Below are 16,589 nucleotides of genomic sequence, written 5' to 3'. Positions count from 1 at the left end.
ACGGGGCACCTGTCGGGCACCCGGGCCGTCACCCCTGGACGTCAGAGAGTGACGGGCCCGGTCCGCGAGACGTTTGGTCAGCCGTTCTCGCCGAAACGGATCACCTTGGTGAACTCGTCGGCCTTCAGGCAGGCACCGCCGACGAGGGCGCCGTCGACGTCCTCCTTGGCCATGATGCCGGGAGCGTTGTCGCCCTTGACCGAACCGCCGTACAGCACGCGGACGGCGTCGGCCACCTCGGCGGAGTACAGCTCGGCCAGACGGACGCGGATCGCCGCGCACACTTCCTGGGCGTCCTCGGGGGTGGCGACCTCGCCGGTGCCGATGGCCCACACGGGCTCGTAGGCGATGACGATCCGCTCGGCCTGCTCGGCCGGGATCTCCTTGAGGGCGCCGTCCAGCTGGGCCAGGACGTGCTCGACCTGCTGCCCGGCCTTGCGCACCTCCAGGCCCTCGCCCACGCACAGCAGCGGGACGATGTCGTTCTTGTAGGCGGCCTTGACCTTGGCGTTCACCAGGGCGTCGTCCTCGTTGTGGTACTCACGGCGCTCGGAGTGGCCCACCAGGACGTAGGAGCACTCCAGCTTGGCGAGCATCGCGCCGGAGATCTCGCCGGTGTACGCGCCCTTGTCGTGGGCGGAGATGTCCTGCGCGCCGAAGCGGATGCGCAGCTTGTCCCCGTCCACCAGCGTCTGCACGCTGCGGAGGTCGGTGAACGGCGGCAGGACGACGACCTCCGCGTTGTCGTAGTCCTTGTCGTTCAGGGCGAAGGCCAGCTTCTGGACGAGCGCGATCGCCTCGAAGTGGTTGTTGTTCATCTTCCAGTTGCCCGCGATGAGCGGCTGGCGCTTGGTCATCCTTGACTCACTTCACAATCGTGGGAGAGGGCTTGCGTGTGCGCCACCGCCGGGCGGAGGCGCGGGTCGACACTCCGCTCAGGCCAGAGCGTCGATACCGGGGAGGTCCTTGCCCTCCAGGTACTCCAGGCTGGCACCGCCGCCGGTGGAGATGTGACCGAAGGCCGCCTCGTCGAAGCCCAGGGAGCGCACGGCCGCGGCGGAGTCACCGCCGCCGACGACGGTGAAGGCGTCGGAGTCGATGAGGGCCTGGGCCAGGGCGCGCGTGCCGCCCGCGTAGGGGGCCATCTCGAACACGCCCATCGGGCCGTTCCAGAACACGGTCCGGGCGTCGGCCAGCTTCTCGGCGAACAGCTCCTGGCTCTTCGGGCCGATGTCCAGTCCCATCCGGTCGGCCGGGATGGCGTCGACGTTCACGGCGGCGTGCGGGGCGTCGGCGGCGAACTTCTCGGCGGCGACGACGTCCACGGGCAGGACGATCTCCACGCCCTCGCGCTCGGCGCGCTCCAGGTACCCGCGCACCGTGTCGAGCTGGTCGTTCTCCAGGAGGCTGGAGCCGACCTCGTACCCCTTGGCCTTGAGGAAGGTGAACACCATGCCGCCCCCGATCAACAGGCGGTCGGCGGTGCCCAGGAGGTTGTCGATCACGGCGAGCTTGTCGGAGACCTTGGAGCCGCCCAGCGCCACCACGTAGGGGCGCTCGGGGTCCTCGGTGAGCCGCTTGAGCACCTCGACCTCGGTCAGCACCAGGCCACCGACGGCGTGCGGAAGCTTGCCGGGCAGGTCGTAGACACTGGCGTGCCTGCGGTGCACGGCGCCGAAGGCGTCACCCACGTACAGGTCCGCGAGCTGGGCGAAGCGGTCCGCGAGCTCGCCGCGCTCGGTCTCGTCCTTGCTGGTCTCGCCGGGCTCGAAACGCACGTTCTCCAGCAGCGCGACCTCTCCGTCCGCAAGGGCGGCGGAGGTGGCGCGGGCGGACTCACCGGCGGTGTCGGCGGCGAAGGCGACCTCGGTGCCGAGCAGCTCACCGAGGCGGGCGGCGACGGGGCGCAGGGAGTACCGGGGGTCCGGGGCGCCCTTGGGGCGGCCCAGGTGGGCGGCGACGATGACGCGCGCGCCGCGCTCTCGAAGCTTCTCGATGGTCGGCAGGGCCGCGCGGATGCGCCCGTCGTCGGTGATGCGGTCACCGTCCAGGGGCACGTTCAGGTCGGCCCGGACGAACACGCGCTTGCCGGAGACGTCAAGGTCGTCGATCGTCCGCATACTGGTCTCCTCGTTGGGGTGTCGAAGTCTGGGAGGGGCGCGCACGCGACGGCACCCCCACCGCGCGGAGGCGGAAGGGGTGCCGGGTCACGCGTGCGCTGCCACGGGTCGGGACCCGTGGGTCACAGGTTGGAGCCGACCAGCTTGGCCAGGTCGACCAGGCGGTTGGAGTAGCCCCACTCGTTGTCGTACCAGCCCAGGATCTTGACCTGGTTGCCGGAGACCATGGTCATCCCGGCGTCCAGGGTGCAGGAGGGCGAGGTGCCGACGATGTCGGAGGAGACGATCTCGTCCTCGGTGTAGACCAGGACGTTCTTGAGCGGGCCCTCGGCCGCGGCCTTGAACGCGGCGTTGACCTCGTCCTTGGTGACCTCACGGTCCACGGTGACGACCAGGTCGGTGGCGGAGCCGTCCGGCACGGGGACGCGCATGGCCATGCCGTCCAGCTTGCCCGCGAGCTCGGGGATGACCAGGGCGGTGGCCTTGGCCGCACCCGTGCTGGTCGGGATGATGTTCTGCGCGGCGGCGCGGGCGCGACGCAGGTCCTTGTGCGGGAAGTCCAGGATGACCTGGTCGTTCGTGTACGCGTGGACCGTGGTCATGAAGCCCTGCTGGATGCCGAAGGCGTCCTTGAGGACCTTCGCCATGGGCGCCACGCAGTTGGTGGTGCACGAGGCGTTGGAGATGATGTCGTGGTTGGCGGCGTCGTACTTGTCGTCGTTGACGCCCATCACGACGGTGATGTCCTCGCCCTTGGCCGGGGCGGAGATGATGACCTTCTTGGCGCCGGCGCTGATGTGCTTGCGGGCGTCCTCGGCCTTGGTGAAGATACCGGTGGACTCGACAACGACGTCGACGTTGAGCTCGCCCCAGGGCAGCTGGGCCGGGTCGCGCTGGGCGAGGACCTTGATGGTCTTGTCGCCGACGCGGATGAAGTCGTCACCGACCTCGACGTCGCCGTCCAGGGTGCCCAGCACCGTGTCGTACTTGAGCAGGTGCGCGAGCGTCTTGGTGTCGGTGAGGTCGTTGACCGCGACGATTTCGATGTCGCTGCCGCCGGCGGCGACCGCGCGCCAGAAGTTGCGGCCGATCCGACCGAAGCCGTTGACGCCTACACGGATGGTCACGGAACCAATCTCCTCATATGTCGCACAGCAGTTTCACCCGAGCGTGTGGCTGTTCCCGGAGCGCCGGACTGGTACGGCCGACGCGACCGTGTTGAACAGCGTGAACGCGTAACAGGTGTTCACAAAGAGCCTAGCGGAGTGTCGGTGGGGAGCCGTTCTCACCCCCGCCCGGCGACCCCTCGCCCCCTCGCGGATTCGCGACCATCCTGACACCGTGAAGCGGAGAGGTCTATACCATTTTCGGAAGTTATCCGGGAGTTTTCCCAGTTAACAAAGCCGAACATCGGTGTCACGGTCGTGTTCCGGCGCGGTCGCGCCCGCAGAGCGGTCAGGGCACGAGCATGTCGGGAGTGAGGTTCGCCTCTGTTCCCTCGATGCCCAGGTCACTGGCCCGCTTGTCGGCCATCGCCAGCAGCCTGCGGATACGCCCGGCGATGGCGTCCTTGGTCAGCGGCGGGACCGAGAGCTGACCCAGCTCCTCCAGGGACGCCTGCTTGTGGGCCAGGCGCAGCTGCCCGGCGGCCACCAGGTGCTTGGGGGCTTCCTCCCCCAGGATCTCCAGGGCCCGCTCGACCCGCGCCCCCGCCGCGACCGCGGCCCGGGCGCTGCGCCGCAGGTTGGCGTCGTCGAAGTTGGCGAGCCGGTTCGCGGTGGCCCGCACCTCCCGGCGCATCCGGCGCTCCTCCCAGGCCAGGACGCTCTGGTGGGCTCCCAACAGGGTCAGCAACGCGCCGATGGAGTCGCCGTCGCGCACCACCACCCGGTCCACGCCGCGCACCTCGCGGGCCTTGGCGTGCACCTTCAGGCGCCGGGCCGCACCGACCAGGGCCAGCGCGGCCTCCGGGCCGGGGCAGGTGACCTCCAGGGACATGGAACGGCCCGGTTCCGTCAGGGAGCCGTGCGCGATGAAGGCACCGCGCCAGGCGGACTCGGAGTCGCAGGCCCCGCCCGCCACCACGTGGCGGGGCAGGCCGCGCACGGGGCGCCCGTTGTTGTCGACCAGGCCGGTCTGGCGGGCCAGGGACTCGCCGTCCTTGATCACCCGCACCACGTACCGGTTGCCCTTGCGCAGTCCGCTCGGGGAGAGCACCACCACCTCGGACTCGTGTCCGAAGACCTCCGAGATGTCCTTGCGCAGCCTCCGCGCGGCCGCGCCCGTGTCGAGCTCGGCCTCGATCACGATCCGGCCGCCCACGAGGTGCAGACCACCGGTGAACCGCAGGATGGTGGACACCTCCGCCTTGCGGCAGCATGGCTTGAGGATCGCCAGTCGGCTCAGCTCATCCTTCACCACGCCGGTCATCGCCATCGCCGCGATCCTCCCCTTGAACTGGCAGAACACCGGCACCGCACACCAGGGCACCGGGTGCCGCCACGGGCTGTTCCCTGGGCGGCTTTCTCGGTGCAGACTACGTGACGCGCGCCTTTACGCCGACCCCCGCACGGCGTGTCGCGATTCCTCAAGCCCAGCTCACAGGCGGCGTGTCGCCCTTCGTGTCGGTGTGCGGTCAATTGCTCCCCGACCCCGGGGAGGGGTCCAGGAGGGACTCCAGGTGGTCCCTCAACACGATGGCGTGGTTGTGCTCGGTGTCCCTGGCCGCGTACAGGAGCGTGATGGGTCCCTCACGGGCCGCTTCGAGGAGGGGGTCGAGGACCTCCGGGCGGCGCTCCAGTTCGGCCCGGTAGCGGCGCGCGAACTCGTCGAAGCGGCTCGGGTCGTGCCCGAACCAGGTGCGGAGCGTGGGACTGGGTGCGGCGTCCTTGACCCACTCGTCCCCGTCGACCGCGCTCTTGCTCACGCCTCGGGGCCAGAGCCGGTCCACCAGGAACCGGGGCCCGGGCGGGGGTTCCTCCCCCTGCCCGGGGTGCTTCTCGGCGCGGACCTCGTCGTAGACGCGTTCCAGGTGGATGCGGTGATCAGCCATGAACCCACCCTTCCCCGACCCTGGTCACGGGCACCCCAGCCCGGCACCAACACCGGGAAGGCGGGTTCAGTCCTCCAGGACGTGCTCCAGGGCGGCGGCCAGTTTGTCCGCGTCATGGCGCGGGGTCCCGTCCCCCCGGCTCAGGTCGGCCAGTTCGAGCCGCCCGCCGAGCTGGTTGGTGACGGACAGGAGCGGCCCGACCTCGTCCACCGTGCCGGAGTCGGCCAGCACCACGTCCACCCCCAGCTTGGGCGCGTGCTCGTGGAGCACCTCGAGGTAGGTCTCGGGGCGGAAGTCGTCGGTCTCCCCCTGCTGGGGCGACAGGTTCAACACCACCAGCCGCTTCGCCCGCGTGGTGACCAGGGCGTGGGCCAGCTCCGGGACCAGCAGGTGCGGCAGCACGCTCGTGAACCAGGAACCCGGGCCGAAGACCACCCAGTCGGCCTCCCGCACGGCCTTGACCGCCTGCGGGCTGGCCGGGGGGTCCTCGGGGATCAGCGAGATGGAACGTACGCGGCCGCTGGTGCTCGCGCACGCCACCTGTCCGCGCACCGTGGTGAGCGCCTCCGGTTTCTCCGGATCGATCCCGGACACCTCCGCCGAGATCTCCAACGGCACCGACGACATCGGCAGGACCCGGCCGTGGGCGCCCAGCAGCTGTCCCACCCAGTCCAGTCCGGCCACCGAGTCACCGAGCAGTTCCCACAGGGCGACGATCAGCAGGTTGCCGACCGCGTGACCGTGCAGGTCCCCCTCCGAGCGGAACCGGTGCTGGAGCACCTGGCTCCAGGTGTGGCCCCACTCGTCGTCCCCGCAGAGCGCGGCCAGGGCCATCCTGAGGTCACCGGGCGGCAGCACGCCCAGTTCCTCGCGCAGTCGGCCGCTGGAGCCGCCGTCGTCGGCGACCGTCACGATCGCGGTGACGTCCGTGGTCACCCTGCGCAGCGCCGACAGTGAGGCGTGCAGGCCGTGCCCGCCCCCCAGCGCGACCACCCGGGGTGGCCGTGAGGCGTCGTCCCCGTCCGGAGCGGTGCTGTTCGACATGCCTTTGGCCTGCCCCCTCGTCCCGTGTCCGGTGGACGCGTCGGCCCGCCCCGGAAGGGGCGAGCGAACGGCCGACCCACGCCCCCGGCCCGCCGTGTCCCGGTCCCTTGGCGGACCGGCACCAACAATGACCGGGCCAATGTAAGGGAAGACGCCATTATTGGCGATTCGGTTCACCCACGGGCCTGGCGCGTGTCCGCGAGCACCAGGATGTCAGAGGTACGGGCGATCGGCCGTGAGCGTCACGGGGCCGTCACACCAGTGCGGCGAACCGTCTCCGGCGGCCCCGGGGGACACGAGTCCCCCGGGGTGGGTCCGGTGCGTTCACCACCAGGTCACGGACGTCCGGGCGACCGTGCCGCCGCCGACCCCGTGCTCGCCGGAACGCGCGTCACTCCCGGCCCACGTCCCGGTGGACCACGTGCACGTCCACGCCCTGTGCCCGCAGCCGCTCACCGAACTGCTCCGCCATGGCCACACTGCGGTGCTTGCCGCCGGTACAGCCCACCGCCAGCGTCATGTAGTGCTTGCCCTCGCGCTGGTACCCGGCGATGGTCAGCTTCAGGACCTCCGAGTACGCCTCCAGCATCTCCTTGGCGCCGTCCTGGGAGAGCACGTAGTCCCGGACCGGCTCGTCACGGCCGTTCATCGGCCGCAGGTCCGGCACCCAGTGCGGGTTGGGCAGGAACCGGCAGTCCAGGACCAGGTCGGCGTCGACCGGCAGGCCGTGCTTGAACCCGAAGGAGACCACGTTGGCGCGCGGGCGCACCTCGTCGCTCTCCCCGAAGAACCCGATCACCCGCGCCTTGAGCTGGTGCACGTTGAGCTGGGAGGTGTCGATGACCAGGTCGGCCTCGCCACGGATCGCGCGCAGCGTCTCCCGCTCACGGTCGATGCCGTCGGTCAGGCGACCGTCACCCTGGAGGGGGTGGGGGCGGCGGACCCCCTCGAAGCGGCGCACCAGGGCGTCGTCACCCGCCTCCAGGTACAGCACCCGCGCGGTGATGTCGCGCTTGCGCAGTTCCTCCACCGTGGACAGCAGGTCCTCCGTGAAGGCGAGTGAACGCACGTCCACCACCACCGCCACCCGGGGAACCGCCCCGTGGGTGCGGCCCGCGAGCTCGATCATCGTGGGCAGCAGCCCGGGTGGCAGGTTGTCCACCACGAACCAGTCCAGGTCCTCCAGGGCCCTGGCCGCCGTACTCCGACCCGCACCGGACATCCCGGTGACGATGACCACGTCCGGCGGTAGCTCCCCGCCCAGTTCGACCGTCATGTGTCTCCTCCCCCGTCTGTGCCTTGCCTTGCCGTCGCCCCGTCACCCTCCGCGTCCCTCCGGCCGGGGCCACCGGACAGATGTGCGTGCACGGACTCGGCCAGTTTGGGGCCGATCCCGGGTACCGCCGCGATCTCCTCGGTACTCGCCGAGGCGAGTCTGCGCACCGAACCGAACTCCTTGATGAGGGCGGTCCTGCGCGCCGGACCCAGACCCGGCAGTTCGTCCAGGCTGCTCCCGGTGAGCGCCTTGGCGCGCTTCTGCCGGTGGTACTGGATGGCGAATCGGTGGGCCTCGTCGCGGACCCGCTGGAGGAGGTAGAGGCCCTCGCCCGCGCGCGGAAGGATCACCGGATCCTCGTCGTCGGGCAGCCACACCTCCTCCAGGCGCTTGGCCAGACCGCAGACGGCCACGTCCTCGATGCCGAGTTCGTCCAACGCGCGCCGCGCCGCCTCCGCCTGCGGGCGGGCGCCGTCCACCACCACCAGGTTAGGCGGATAGGCGAACTTGCCGGGCGCGGGCTCCTCGGAGGTGCCGCTCCCGCCCGTGAGCCCGTGCCCGTCGGTGTCCGCGTGGTCGTCGGTACCGCCCATGCGGGCCACCTCACCGGCGCGCGCGCTCTCCTCCAGGTAGCGGCGGAACCGGCGCCTGACCACCTCGTACATGGCGGCCACGTCGTGCTGCTCCGCTCCTCCGGCCCCGCTGCCGCGCACGGAGAACCTCCGGTACTCGGACTTGCGGGCCAGGCCGTCCTCGAAGACCACCATCGAGGCCACCACGTGCTCGCCCTGGAGGTTGGAGATGTCGAAGCACTCGATGCGCAGCGGCGCCTCGGGCAGGTCCAGTGCCTCCTGGATCTCGTTCAGGGCGCGGCCCCGGGTGCTGAGGTCCCCGGCGCGGTGCGTCTTGTGCCGGGCCAGTGCCTCGCGGGCGTTCTTGTCCACGGTCTCCATGAGGGACTTCTTGTCGCCGCGCTGGGGCACGCGCAGGTCCACCACCGCGCCCCGGTGCTCGGCCAGCCAGCTCGCCACGGCGTCGGGGTCGTCCGGCTCGTGGGAGACCAGGACCTCGCGCGGGATCGACGTGCCGGTGCCCTCGGTCTCCTCGGACCCGTCCAGGGAGCCGTAGAGCTGGCGCAGGAAGTTCTGCATGAGCTCCCCGGGGCTGGCGTCGGTCACCTTGTCCACCACGTAGCCGCGCTGACCGCGGATCCGGCCGCCCCGCACGTGGAAGATCTGGACCGCCGCCTCCAGCGGGTCGTCGGACATGGCGATGACGTCGCAGTCGGTGGAGTCGGGCAGGACCACGGCCTGCTTCTCCAGGGCGGCGCGCAGGGCCTCGATGTCGTCGCGGATCCGTGCGGCCCGTTCGTACTCCATCTCCCGGGCCGCCTCGGTCATCCGCGCCTCCAGCTGACGAATGAAGCGCCCGGTGTCCCCGGCCAGGAACGAACAGAAGTCCTCCGCCAGTTCGCGGTGCTCCTCGGGGCTGGCCCGGCCCACGCAGGGCGCCACGCACTTGCCGATGTAACCGAGGAGGCAGGGGCGGCCGCTGTTGCGCGCGCCCCGGAACACCCCCGGCGAGCAGGTGCGCACGGGGAAGACCCGCAGCAGCAGGTCGACGGTCTCGCGGATCGCCCAGGCGTGCGAGTAGGGGCCGAAGTAGCGCACGCCACGGCGCTTGGCGCCCCGCATCACCTGGACTCGGGGGAACTCCTCGTTGAGGGTCACCGCCAGGTAGGGGTAGCTCTTGTCGTCGCGGTACTTGACGTTGAAGCGCGGGTCGTACTGCTTGATCCAGGAGTACTCCAGCTGGAGGGCCTCGACCTCGGTGCCGACGATCGTCCAGTCGACGTCGGCGGCGGTGGAGACCATCTGCTGGGTACGGGGGTGCAGTCCGGCGAAGTCCCGGAAGTAGGAGGACAGCCTCGACCGCAGGTTCTTGGCCTTGCCCACGTAGATGACCCGGCCGGAGGCGTCCCGGAATCGGTAGACGCCCGGCTCGGTCGGGATGGACCCGGGGGCGGGGCGCAGGTGAGGAGTCGCAGCCATACCCCCATTCTGGTCGCTCCCGGGGACAGACGGCCACCGGTCCGCGCGACGCGCCCCCGTGGAGCGGGTCACTCCGGAGGAATCAGTACAAGCAAACGTCACGATTGGATATCTGCATGGTCTAGGTTGGGCGGGTACAGCTGAACTTCCCGACATGAACGACAAGGGGGCGCTTCGACGTGTCCGTCTCCCAGTGGATCGCGATCGGCATCGCCGTCTCGGTCTCGATGGCCCTGGTCTTCATCCTCCAGTGGCTGCTCAACCACAAGTTGGGCAAGGTCTGGCCGATGGCCCGCTACGTGGTCGCGCGTTCGGCGGTCACCGCGTACACCGCCGCGGCGGTCGCCGGGGCCAACCTCGCGCTCCCCAGTCGGGGGGACGTGGCCTGGAGCACCTTCCAGACCATCGACCACGCGATGACGATCCTGATGATCGGCACCCTGACCGCGCTCGGGATCAGCCTGGCCTACGCGGCCACCGACATGGTGCTGGAGCGCCTCTCCGCGCGCAACGGCGACGCCGACCGCCGGGCCCGCCGACTCCAGACCCAGGTACGGCTGCTGCGCAGGGTCATCACCTCGGTCATCGTGGTCCTGGCCATCGCCTCCATCCTCTTCACCTTCCCCGAGGTCCAGGCGCTCGGCGCCGGGCTCCTGGCCTCCGCCGGTGTCATCGGTATCGTCGCCGGTGTCGCGGCCCAGTCGACCCTCGGAAACCTGTTCGCGGGACTCCAGCTGGCCTTCAGCGACGCCCTGCGCATCGGGGACGTCGTCGTGGTCGAGGGCGAGTGGGGCCGGGTCGAGGAGCTCAGCCTGGTCAACGTCACCATCAAGATCTGGGACGAGCGCCGACTGGTCGTCCCGGTCGCCAACTTCACCACCACCAGCTTCGAGAACTGGACCAAGGCCGGGACCAACATCACCGCCAAGGTCCAGCTCCCCCTCGACTGGGAGGTGCCCATCGCGGACCTGCGCGAGGAGACCGGGCGGCTGATCACCGCCAGCAGGTTCTGGGACGGGCGCAGCTGGTCCTGCCAGGTCGTGGACATCACCGACTCCGGTGAGGTCATGGTCCGGGTGGTGGCCACCGCCTCCGACACCGGCAACCAGTGGAACATCGCGTGCGAGATCCGCGAGCACCTGGTCACCTGGTTGGCCACCAACTACCCCGAGTCCCTGCCGCGCAACCGCACGGAGTTCATCAGCGCCGGGGACGACGAGTCCGACTACGCGGCGCGGTTCCCGACCTCGGCGTTCCGCCGGGCCTCTCCCGCCCCGGTCGCGGCCCACGACGACAGCGAGGGTTCGGCGCAGTCGGGCAACCCCGAAGAGGTCTGACGCCCCGTACCCCGCCCCGTACGCACGCGGAGCCCCACCGAGAGTTCGGTGGGGCTCCGTCGTGCGTGGGCCGGGTCAGTCGAGGATGATGTCGGTCCCGTCGATGGTGACGGTGAACTTCTCCAAGGGCTCCTCCGCCGGGCCCGTGACGACCTCGCCGGAGACGATGTCGAACTCGCTCCCGTGGCAGAGGCAACGGATGACCTCGTCCTCGACCTCCTGGACCGTGCAGCCGCCGTGGGTGCAGGCGGCGCTGAAGGCCCGGTACTCGCCCTCCTCGGGCTGGGTCACCACCAGCTTGCTGTGGCTGAAGACCGCCCCGCCGCCCTCCGGAACGTCCGTGGTCTGACCGACCACGTGGCCCCGGCGCACCTCCTGGGGGTCCGGGGGCTGACCGCAGGCGCTCACGGCGGTCACGGCGGCCGCCGCCCCCGCCGTTCCGAGCAGACGACGCCTGCTCACCCCGCACCCGCATGTCCTCGTTCCAGCCACGACCGACCGCTCCTCACCTGCGCCTGAATTCCACTACGAATCGTAGTAGGTCGGCTCGGGTGCCCCGCACCGGCCCCTGCTCGCGCGGTCGGCGGTCCTCCCCCGCCGCAGGCTTCCCAGGGCCGAGGAGAACCGGTCGGTGCCCTCAGCCAGTCGACCGAACGGAGGGGGCGCACACCGGTGACCTACGGCGGTCACGCCCTGAACTCCAGGCAGAAGGGGTGACCGGCCGGGTCGGCGTAGACCCGGTACAGGTTCTCGGGCCGCTCCTCGGACACGGCGAGCAGACGCGCGCCCAACTCCAGCACCCGGGCGTGGGCCGCCCCGATGTCCTCGACCATGATCTCGAAGTGCATCTGTTGGGGGCGCTCGGGATCCGGCCAGGCCGGGGCCCGGTGGTCCTCCACCCGTTGGAAGTCGATCACGGGCCGGGTCCCGTCACCGATCCCCGCCCAGTCGCGGTCACGCCTGGTGACCGGGAGCCCCAGGAGTTCGGAGTAGAAGTCGGCCAGGGCCCCGGGATCGGGGCAGTCGACGGTCACGGCGCGCAGTCGTCCAAGCATGGGGACAGCCTGTCAGACGGGAAGGGGACGGCCCCGCCTTGACGGCACCGAGAGTCGTGTCCGCGTTCCCCACTCCACCCCCACCCGAGTCGATCACCTCAAGGAATCGCCATGACCACCACCGAGACCGTAACGGCCGAGCTCACCACCAACCACGGCGTGATCAGGTGGAACTGCTGCCCGACCACGCACCCGTGACTGTCGCGAACTCCGTGGAGTTGGCGGAGAGCGCAAGGGAGAACGCGTCGCCCCGAGGACCGGGCAGCGATGGCAGGGCCCGCGCGTGGGCCGTTCGCGGGCCGTCGGGAGGGGCGGCGTCTCCCGTGGCCCACAGAGCCGGAGCACGAAGACCGGCGCTCACACTGGGACCCGTTCCCGCACACGACACGGCGCCCGCACGGAGACCGTGCGGGCGCCGGAACGCGGGTCAGAGCATCTTGGCGAGGAACTGACCGGTGTAGGACTCCGCGACCGCGGCGACCTCCTCCGGGGTGCCCTCGGCCACGAGCGTGCCACCGCCGGAACCGCCCTCGGGTCCCATGTCGATGACGTGGTCGGCCGTCTTGATCACGTCGAGGTTGTGCTCGATGACGATCACCGTGTTCCCGGTGTCGGTCAGCCGGTTGAGGACCCCCAGCAGCTTGCGGATGTCCTCGAAGTGCAGACCGGTGGTGGGCTCGTCGAGCACGTACACGGTGCGGCCGGTGGACCGGCGCTGGAGCTCGGCGGCGAGCTTCACGCGCTGGGCCTCGCCGCCGGAGAGCGTCGTGGCGGGCTGGCCCAGGCGCACGTAGCCCAGACCGACGTCGGCCAGCGTCTGGAGGTGGCGGCGGATCGCGTTGACCGGCTCGAAGAACTCCAGGGCCTCCGCGATCGGCATGTCCAGCACCTCGGCGATGTTCTTGCCCTTGTACTTCACCTGGAGGGTCTCGCGGTTGTACCGCGCCCCGTGGCAGACCTCGCAGGGCACGTACACGTCCGGCAGGAACTGCATCTCGATCCGGAGCGTGCCGTCGCCGGAGCAGGCCTCGCAGCGGCCGCCCTTGACGTTGAACGAGAACCGGCCGGGCTGGTAACCGCGCGTCTTGGCGTCGGTGGTCTGCGCGAACAGTTTGCGCACGTGGTCGAAGACCCCGGAGTAGGTGGCCGGGTTGGAGCGCGGCGTGCGACCGATCGGACTCTGGTCGACGTGCACCACCTTGTCGACCTTGTTCATCCCGTTCACCCGCAGGTGGCGGCCGGGCACGTCGCGCGCCCCGTTGAGCTCCTTGGCCAGGGCCTTGTACAGGATCTCGTTGACCAGGGTGGACTTGCCCGAGCCGGACACACCGGTGACCGCCGTGAACACGCCCAGCGGGAACGAAACGTCGATGCCGTGCAGGTTGTTCTCCCGCGCACCCCGGACCACGAGCTCGTGCCCCCTGGTCAGCGGGCGCCGCTCGGACGGGAGCTCGATCGCGCGCCGACCGGCCAGGTAGTCGCCGGTCAGCGAGTCGGACGAGGTGAGCAGCTCGTCCACGATGCCCGTGACCACCACGTGCCCGCCGTGCTCGCCCGCGCCGGGACCGATGTCCACGACCCAGTCGGCGGCGCGGATGGTGTCCTCGTCGTGCTCGACCACGATGAGCGTGTTGCCGATGTCGCGCAGTCTCTGGAGGGTCTCCAGCAGGCGGGCGTTGTCGCGCTGGTGCAGGCCGATGGAGGGCTCGTCCAGGACATACAGAACGCCCACCAGACCGGACCCGATCTGGGTGGCCAGCCGGATGCGCTGGGCCTCGCCGCCGGAGAGCGACCCGGAGGAGCGGGCCAGGCTCAGGTAGTCCAGCCCCACGTCCAGCAGGAAGCCCAGCCGGGCGTTGATCTCCTTGAGCACCTGCGCGGCGATGACCATGTCACGGTCGGAGAGCCGGAGCCCGGCCAGGAAGGCGGCGCTCTCGCCGAGCGCCATGGAGGCGACGTCCGCGATCGACTTACCGCCGACCGTCACGGCGAGGACGACCGGCTTGAGCCGGGTGCCGTCACAGGTGGGGCACGGCACCGAGCGCATGTAGCCCTCGAGGCGCTCGCGGGTGTGGTCGCTCTCCACCTCGGAGTGGCGGCGCTTCACCCAGGGGATCACGCCCTCGAACTCCGTGTAGTAGGAGCGGTTGCGCCCGTACCGGTTCCGGTAGCTGACGTGGACCTGGGTGTCGTGGCCCTCCAGGATCGCCTTGCGCGCGCGGCGCGGCAGCCGCTCCCAGGAGGTGTCGGTGTCGAACCCCACGGCCTCGCCCAGCGCCTTGAGGATGCGTTCCCAGTAGCCGCCGTTGGGCCCGCCCGACCAGGGCGCGATGGCCCCCTCGGCCAGGGTCTTCTCCGGGTCGGGGACCAGCAGGTCCGCGTCGACCTCCATGCGGGTGCCCAGGCCGGAGCAGTCGGGGCAGGCGCCGTAGGGCGCGTTGAAGGAGAAGGAGCGCGGTTCGAGCTGCTCGAAGGAGAGGTCGTCGTAGGGGCAGTAGAGGTGCTCGGAGAAGACCTTCTCCCGCTCGGGGTCGTCGCTCTCCAGGTCCACGAAGTCCAGGACGATGGTGCCGCCGGCCAGCTTGAGCGCGGTCTCCACCGAGTCGGTGAGCCGCCCGTTCGCGCCGGGCTTGACGGCGAGGCGGTCCACGACCACGGCGATGTCGTGCTTGTCGTAGCGGCCGAGCTTGGGCGCCTCGTCCAACCGGACCGCCTGGCCGTCGACGACGGCGCGCGTGTAGCCCTTGGACTGGAGGTCCTTGAAGAGTTCGACGTACTCGCCCTTGCGGCCGCGCACGACCGGGGCGAGCACCTGGAAGCGGGTGCCCTCGGTCATCTCCATGACCCGGTCGACGATCTGCTGCGGCGTCTGCCGGGCGATCTCGCGGTGGCACTCCGGACAGTGCGGAACGCCCACGCGGGCCCAGAGCAGGCGCAGGTAGTCGTAGACCTCGGTGATGGTGCCGACCGTGGACCGCGGGTTGCGGCTGGTCGACTTCTGGTCGATCGAGACCGCCGGGGACAGCCCCTCGATGAAGTCGACGTCGGGCTTGTCCATCTGACCCAGGAACTGGCGGGCGTACGCGGAGAGGGACTCGACGTAGCGGCGCTGGCCCTCGGCGAAGATCGTGTCGAAGGCGAGCGAGGACTTGCCCGAACCGGACAGGCCGGTGAACACGATCATGGAGTCGCGCGGCAGGTCCAGCGACACGTCCTTGAGGTTGTGCTCCCGTGCTCCACGGACCACGAGTTGTTCGACCATCGAGTGAGACATCCTTCGGCTCTGACGCACAGGACGCGGACCACGTCGAAGTGACGTCGGTGGACCCGTGTATGGCTTCGCGTTGAGGCGGTCGCGGACCCCCGCAGGGCCGCCGCGGCTCCGGAACCGGGCCGCTCAGGGGATGTCGGGGAATGGTGACGCGACACCCCGTCCGACCACAGTAACGATCACCCGGGGCGGTTTCTTCCGCCACGCGAAAATGGTGGTGCCCCGACGCGTGTGCGTCGGGACACCACCACTATAAACGAACAACCGTTCGAACGAGGTGGGTTTCCGCGGTTGCCCGGAGCGGACTCCGGAAACGTCCGGGAACGGGGCGGTTCGGGGTCAGGAGCGGTCGGCCGTGGCGTCCTCGTCCTTGCCCTCGACCTCGGCCTCGCGGCGCTGGTCGACGCCGGACTTGATCAGACTGCCGACGATGGTGATGGTCATGATGCCCAGGATCACGGTGAGCGAGGTGCCGATGCCGATGTCGATGACGTGCACGCCGTTCTCGTGGAGCGCGTGCAGGATCATCTTCACGCCGATGAACACCATGATCGCGGACAGGCCCCAGCTGATGTAGGCCAGGCGGTCCATCAGTCCGGCCAGCAGGAAGTACAGCTGGCGCAGGCCCATGAGGGCGAAGGCGTTGGCGGTGAAGACGATGTAGGCGTCCTGCGTCAGGCCGAAGATGGCCGGGATGGAGTCGACGGCGAAGACGAGGTCGATGACGCCGATCGCGACGATCACCAGCAGCATCGGGGTCACGTGACGGCGGCCGTCGAGCTTCACGGTCAGCTTGGCGCCGTGGTAGTCCTTGGTCACCGGCCAGAAGCGCTTCACCAGGCGCACGACGGGCGTCTGCGTGAAGTCCTTGTCCTCCTCGTCGCCCTTCACGTGGTCACGGACGATCTTGTAACCGGTGTAGATGAGGAAGACGCCGAAGAGGTAGAAGACCTCGCTCCAGGCGTTGATGACCTGCGCGCCCAGCACGATGAAGAAGCCGCGCATGACGATCGCGATGACGATGCCGACGAGCAGGACCTCGTGCTGGTACTTCTTCGGGACCGCGAACGCGGTCATCAGAAGGTAGAACACGAAGAGGTTGTCGATGCTCAGGCTCTTCTCGGTGACGAACCCGGCGAAGTACTCGGCGCCCGACGTCGGGCTGCCGAAGTACATGACCCCGAAGCCGAACACGATGGCGATGCCGATGTAGAAGACGGCCCACCAGGAGGCCTGCTTGATCCCGAACTCCTTGGGACCCTTGGTCTTGCTCCACGGGTGGTCGACGATCACCAGGTCCAGGGCGAGGATCAGCACCATGGCCGCGATGGTGGCGGCCCAGACCCACAAAGGAACGTTCACTGACGGATTCTCCTCCGGTCG

At 69.9% G+C, this 16,589-nt stretch carries 13 protein-coding genes; 1 reads left to right on the top strand and 12 read right to left on the bottom strand.

From position 1 onward, the window contains the following. Positions 1 to 77 precede the first annotated feature (77 nt). The 8 genes from tpiA to uvrC all read right to left on the bottom strand — a co-directional run bounded on the left by tpiA (position 78) and on the right by uvrC (position 9,543). Positions 78 to 857 carry a triose-phosphate isomerase gene (gene tpiA, locus ACFW3L_RS11690; RefSeq protein WP_378739150.1) on the bottom strand — a complete coding sequence of 260 codons (780 nt, stop codon included), beginning with the start codon at positions 855 to 857 and terminating at the stop codon, positions 78 to 80. Between the two features lie 78 nt (positions 858 to 935). Continuing rightward, on the bottom strand, positions 936 to 2,120 hold the full coding sequence (locus tag ACFW3L_RS11685; protein ID WP_378739148.1) for a phosphoglycerate kinase: 1,185 nt from the start codon (positions 2,118 to 2,120) through the stop codon (positions 936 to 938). Positions 2,121 to 2,242: 122 nt separating this feature from the next. Next, complete coding sequence (gap, locus tag ACFW3L_RS11680; protein WP_378739146.1) at positions 2,243 to 3,247, bottom strand: type I glyceraldehyde-3-phosphate dehydrogenase; 1,005 nt, start codon at positions 3,245 to 3,247, stop codon at positions 2,243 to 2,245. 328 nt (positions 3,248 to 3,575) lie between these two features. Then, positions 3,576 to 4,556, bottom strand: coding sequence for a DNA-binding protein WhiA (whiA, locus tag ACFW3L_RS11675; RefSeq protein ID WP_330094586.1), 981 nt, complete (start codon positions 4,554 to 4,556; stop codon positions 3,576 to 3,578). Between the two features lie 199 nt (positions 4,557 to 4,755). Continuing rightward, the gene (locus ACFW3L_RS11670; RefSeq protein ID WP_378739143.1) at positions 4,756 to 5,172 is read right to left on the bottom strand and encodes a DUF488 domain-containing protein; all 417 of its coding nucleotides are present in this window, start codon (positions 5,170 to 5,172) and stop codon (positions 4,756 to 4,758) included. A 66-nt stretch (positions 5,173 to 5,238) separates the two neighbouring features. Beyond that, the gene (yvcK, locus tag ACFW3L_RS11665) at positions 5,239 to 6,216 is read right to left on the bottom strand and encodes a uridine diphosphate-N-acetylglucosamine-binding protein YvcK (RefSeq protein WP_378739141.1); all 978 of its coding nucleotides are present in this window, start codon (positions 6,214 to 6,216) and stop codon (positions 5,239 to 5,241) included. 391 nt (positions 6,217 to 6,607) lie between these two features. Then, the gene (gene rapZ / locus ACFW3L_RS11660; RefSeq protein ID WP_378739139.1) at positions 6,608 to 7,492 is read right to left on the bottom strand and encodes an RNase adapter RapZ; all 885 of its coding nucleotides are present in this window, start codon (positions 7,490 to 7,492) and stop codon (positions 6,608 to 6,610) included. Then, positions 7,489 to 9,543 carry an excinuclease ABC subunit UvrC gene (uvrC, locus tag ACFW3L_RS11655; RefSeq protein WP_378739137.1) on the bottom strand — a complete coding sequence of 685 codons (2,055 nt, stop codon included), beginning with the start codon at positions 9,541 to 9,543 and terminating at the stop codon, positions 7,489 to 7,491. Before uvrC ends, rapZ begins: the two co-directional genes overlap by 4 nt. Positions 9,544 to 9,722: 179 nt before the next feature. Here uvrC and ACFW3L_RS11650 point away from each other — a divergent pair, with 179 nt between their 5' ends. Next, the gene (locus ACFW3L_RS11650; RefSeq protein ID WP_378739135.1) at positions 9,723 to 10,880 is read left to right on the top strand and encodes a mechanosensitive ion channel family protein; all 1,158 of its coding nucleotides are present in this window, start codon (positions 9,723 to 9,725) and stop codon (positions 10,878 to 10,880) included. 75 nt (positions 10,881 to 10,955) lie between these two features. On the opposite strand, the gene ACFW3L_RS11645 is transcribed toward ACFW3L_RS11650, so the two are convergent. The 4 genes from ACFW3L_RS11645 to ACFW3L_RS11630 all read right to left on the bottom strand — a co-directional run bounded on the left by ACFW3L_RS11645 (position 10,956) and on the right by ACFW3L_RS11630 (position 16,568). Then, positions 10,956 to 11,342, bottom strand: coding sequence for a Rieske (2Fe-2S) protein (locus ACFW3L_RS11645; RefSeq protein ID WP_378739133.1), 387 nt, complete (start codon positions 11,340 to 11,342; stop codon positions 10,956 to 10,958). Positions 11,343 to 11,566: 224 nt separating this feature from the next. Continuing rightward, complete coding sequence (locus ACFW3L_RS11640) at positions 11,567 to 11,935, bottom strand: VOC family protein (protein WP_378739131.1); 369 nt, start codon at positions 11,933 to 11,935, stop codon at positions 11,567 to 11,569. Between the two features lie 427 nt (positions 11,936 to 12,362). Further along, positions 12,363 to 15,197, bottom strand: a complete 2,835-nt coding sequence (gene uvrA / locus ACFW3L_RS11635; RefSeq protein ID WP_378739129.1) for an excinuclease ABC subunit UvrA — start codon at positions 15,195 to 15,197, stop codon at positions 12,363 to 12,365. 348 nt (positions 15,198 to 15,545) lie between these two features. After that, the gene (locus ACFW3L_RS11630; protein WP_378739127.1) at positions 15,546 to 16,568 is read right to left on the bottom strand and encodes a TerC family protein; all 1,023 of its coding nucleotides are present in this window, start codon (positions 16,566 to 16,568) and stop codon (positions 15,546 to 15,548) included. Between the last annotated feature and the right edge of the window lie 21 nt (positions 16,569 to 16,589).

The organism is Nocardiopsis sp. NPDC058789 (assembly GCF_042745575.1).
Lineage (GTDB): Bacteria > Actinomycetota > Actinomycetes > Streptosporangiales > Streptosporangiaceae > Nocardiopsis > Nocardiopsis eucommiae.
The sequence above is the reverse complement of the archived record's forward strand: the minus strand, read 5'-3'. Positions and strand labels throughout refer to the sequence as shown.

Bases quoted from the DNA above. Each gene is read 5' to 3' on its own strand.
- tpiA (WP_378739150.1), bottom strand. From the start codon at position 857: ATGACCAAGCGCCAGCCGCTCATCGCGGGCAACTGGAAGATGAACAAC.
- ACFW3L_RS11685 (WP_378739148.1), bottom strand. From the start codon at position 2,120: ATGCGGACGATCGACGACCTTGACGTCTCCGGCAAGCGCGTGTTCGTC.
- whiA (WP_330094586.1), bottom strand. From the start codon at position 4,556: ATGGCGATGACCGGCGTGGTGAAGGATGAGCTGAGCCGACTGGCGATC.
- ACFW3L_RS11670 (WP_378739143.1), bottom strand. From the start codon at position 5,172: ATGGCTGATCACCGCATCCACCTGGAACGCGTCTACGACGAGGTCCGC.
- yvcK (WP_378739141.1), bottom strand. From the start codon at position 6,216: ATGTCGAACAGCACCGCTCCGGACGGGGACGACGCCTCACGGCCACCC.
- rapZ (WP_378739139.1), bottom strand. From the start codon at position 7,492: ATGACGGTCGAACTGGGCGGGGAGCTACCGCCGGACGTGGTCATCGTC.
- uvrC (WP_378739137.1), bottom strand. From the start codon at position 9,543: ATGGCTGCGACTCCTCACCTGCGCCCCGCCCCCGGGTCCATCCCGACC.
- ACFW3L_RS11640 (WP_378739131.1), bottom strand. From the start codon at position 11,935: ATGCTTGGACGACTGCGCGCCGTGACCGTCGACTGCCCCGATCCCGGG.
- uvrA (WP_378739129.1), bottom strand. From the start codon at position 15,197: ATGGTCGAACAACTCGTGGTCCGTGGAGCACGGGAGCACAACCTCAAG.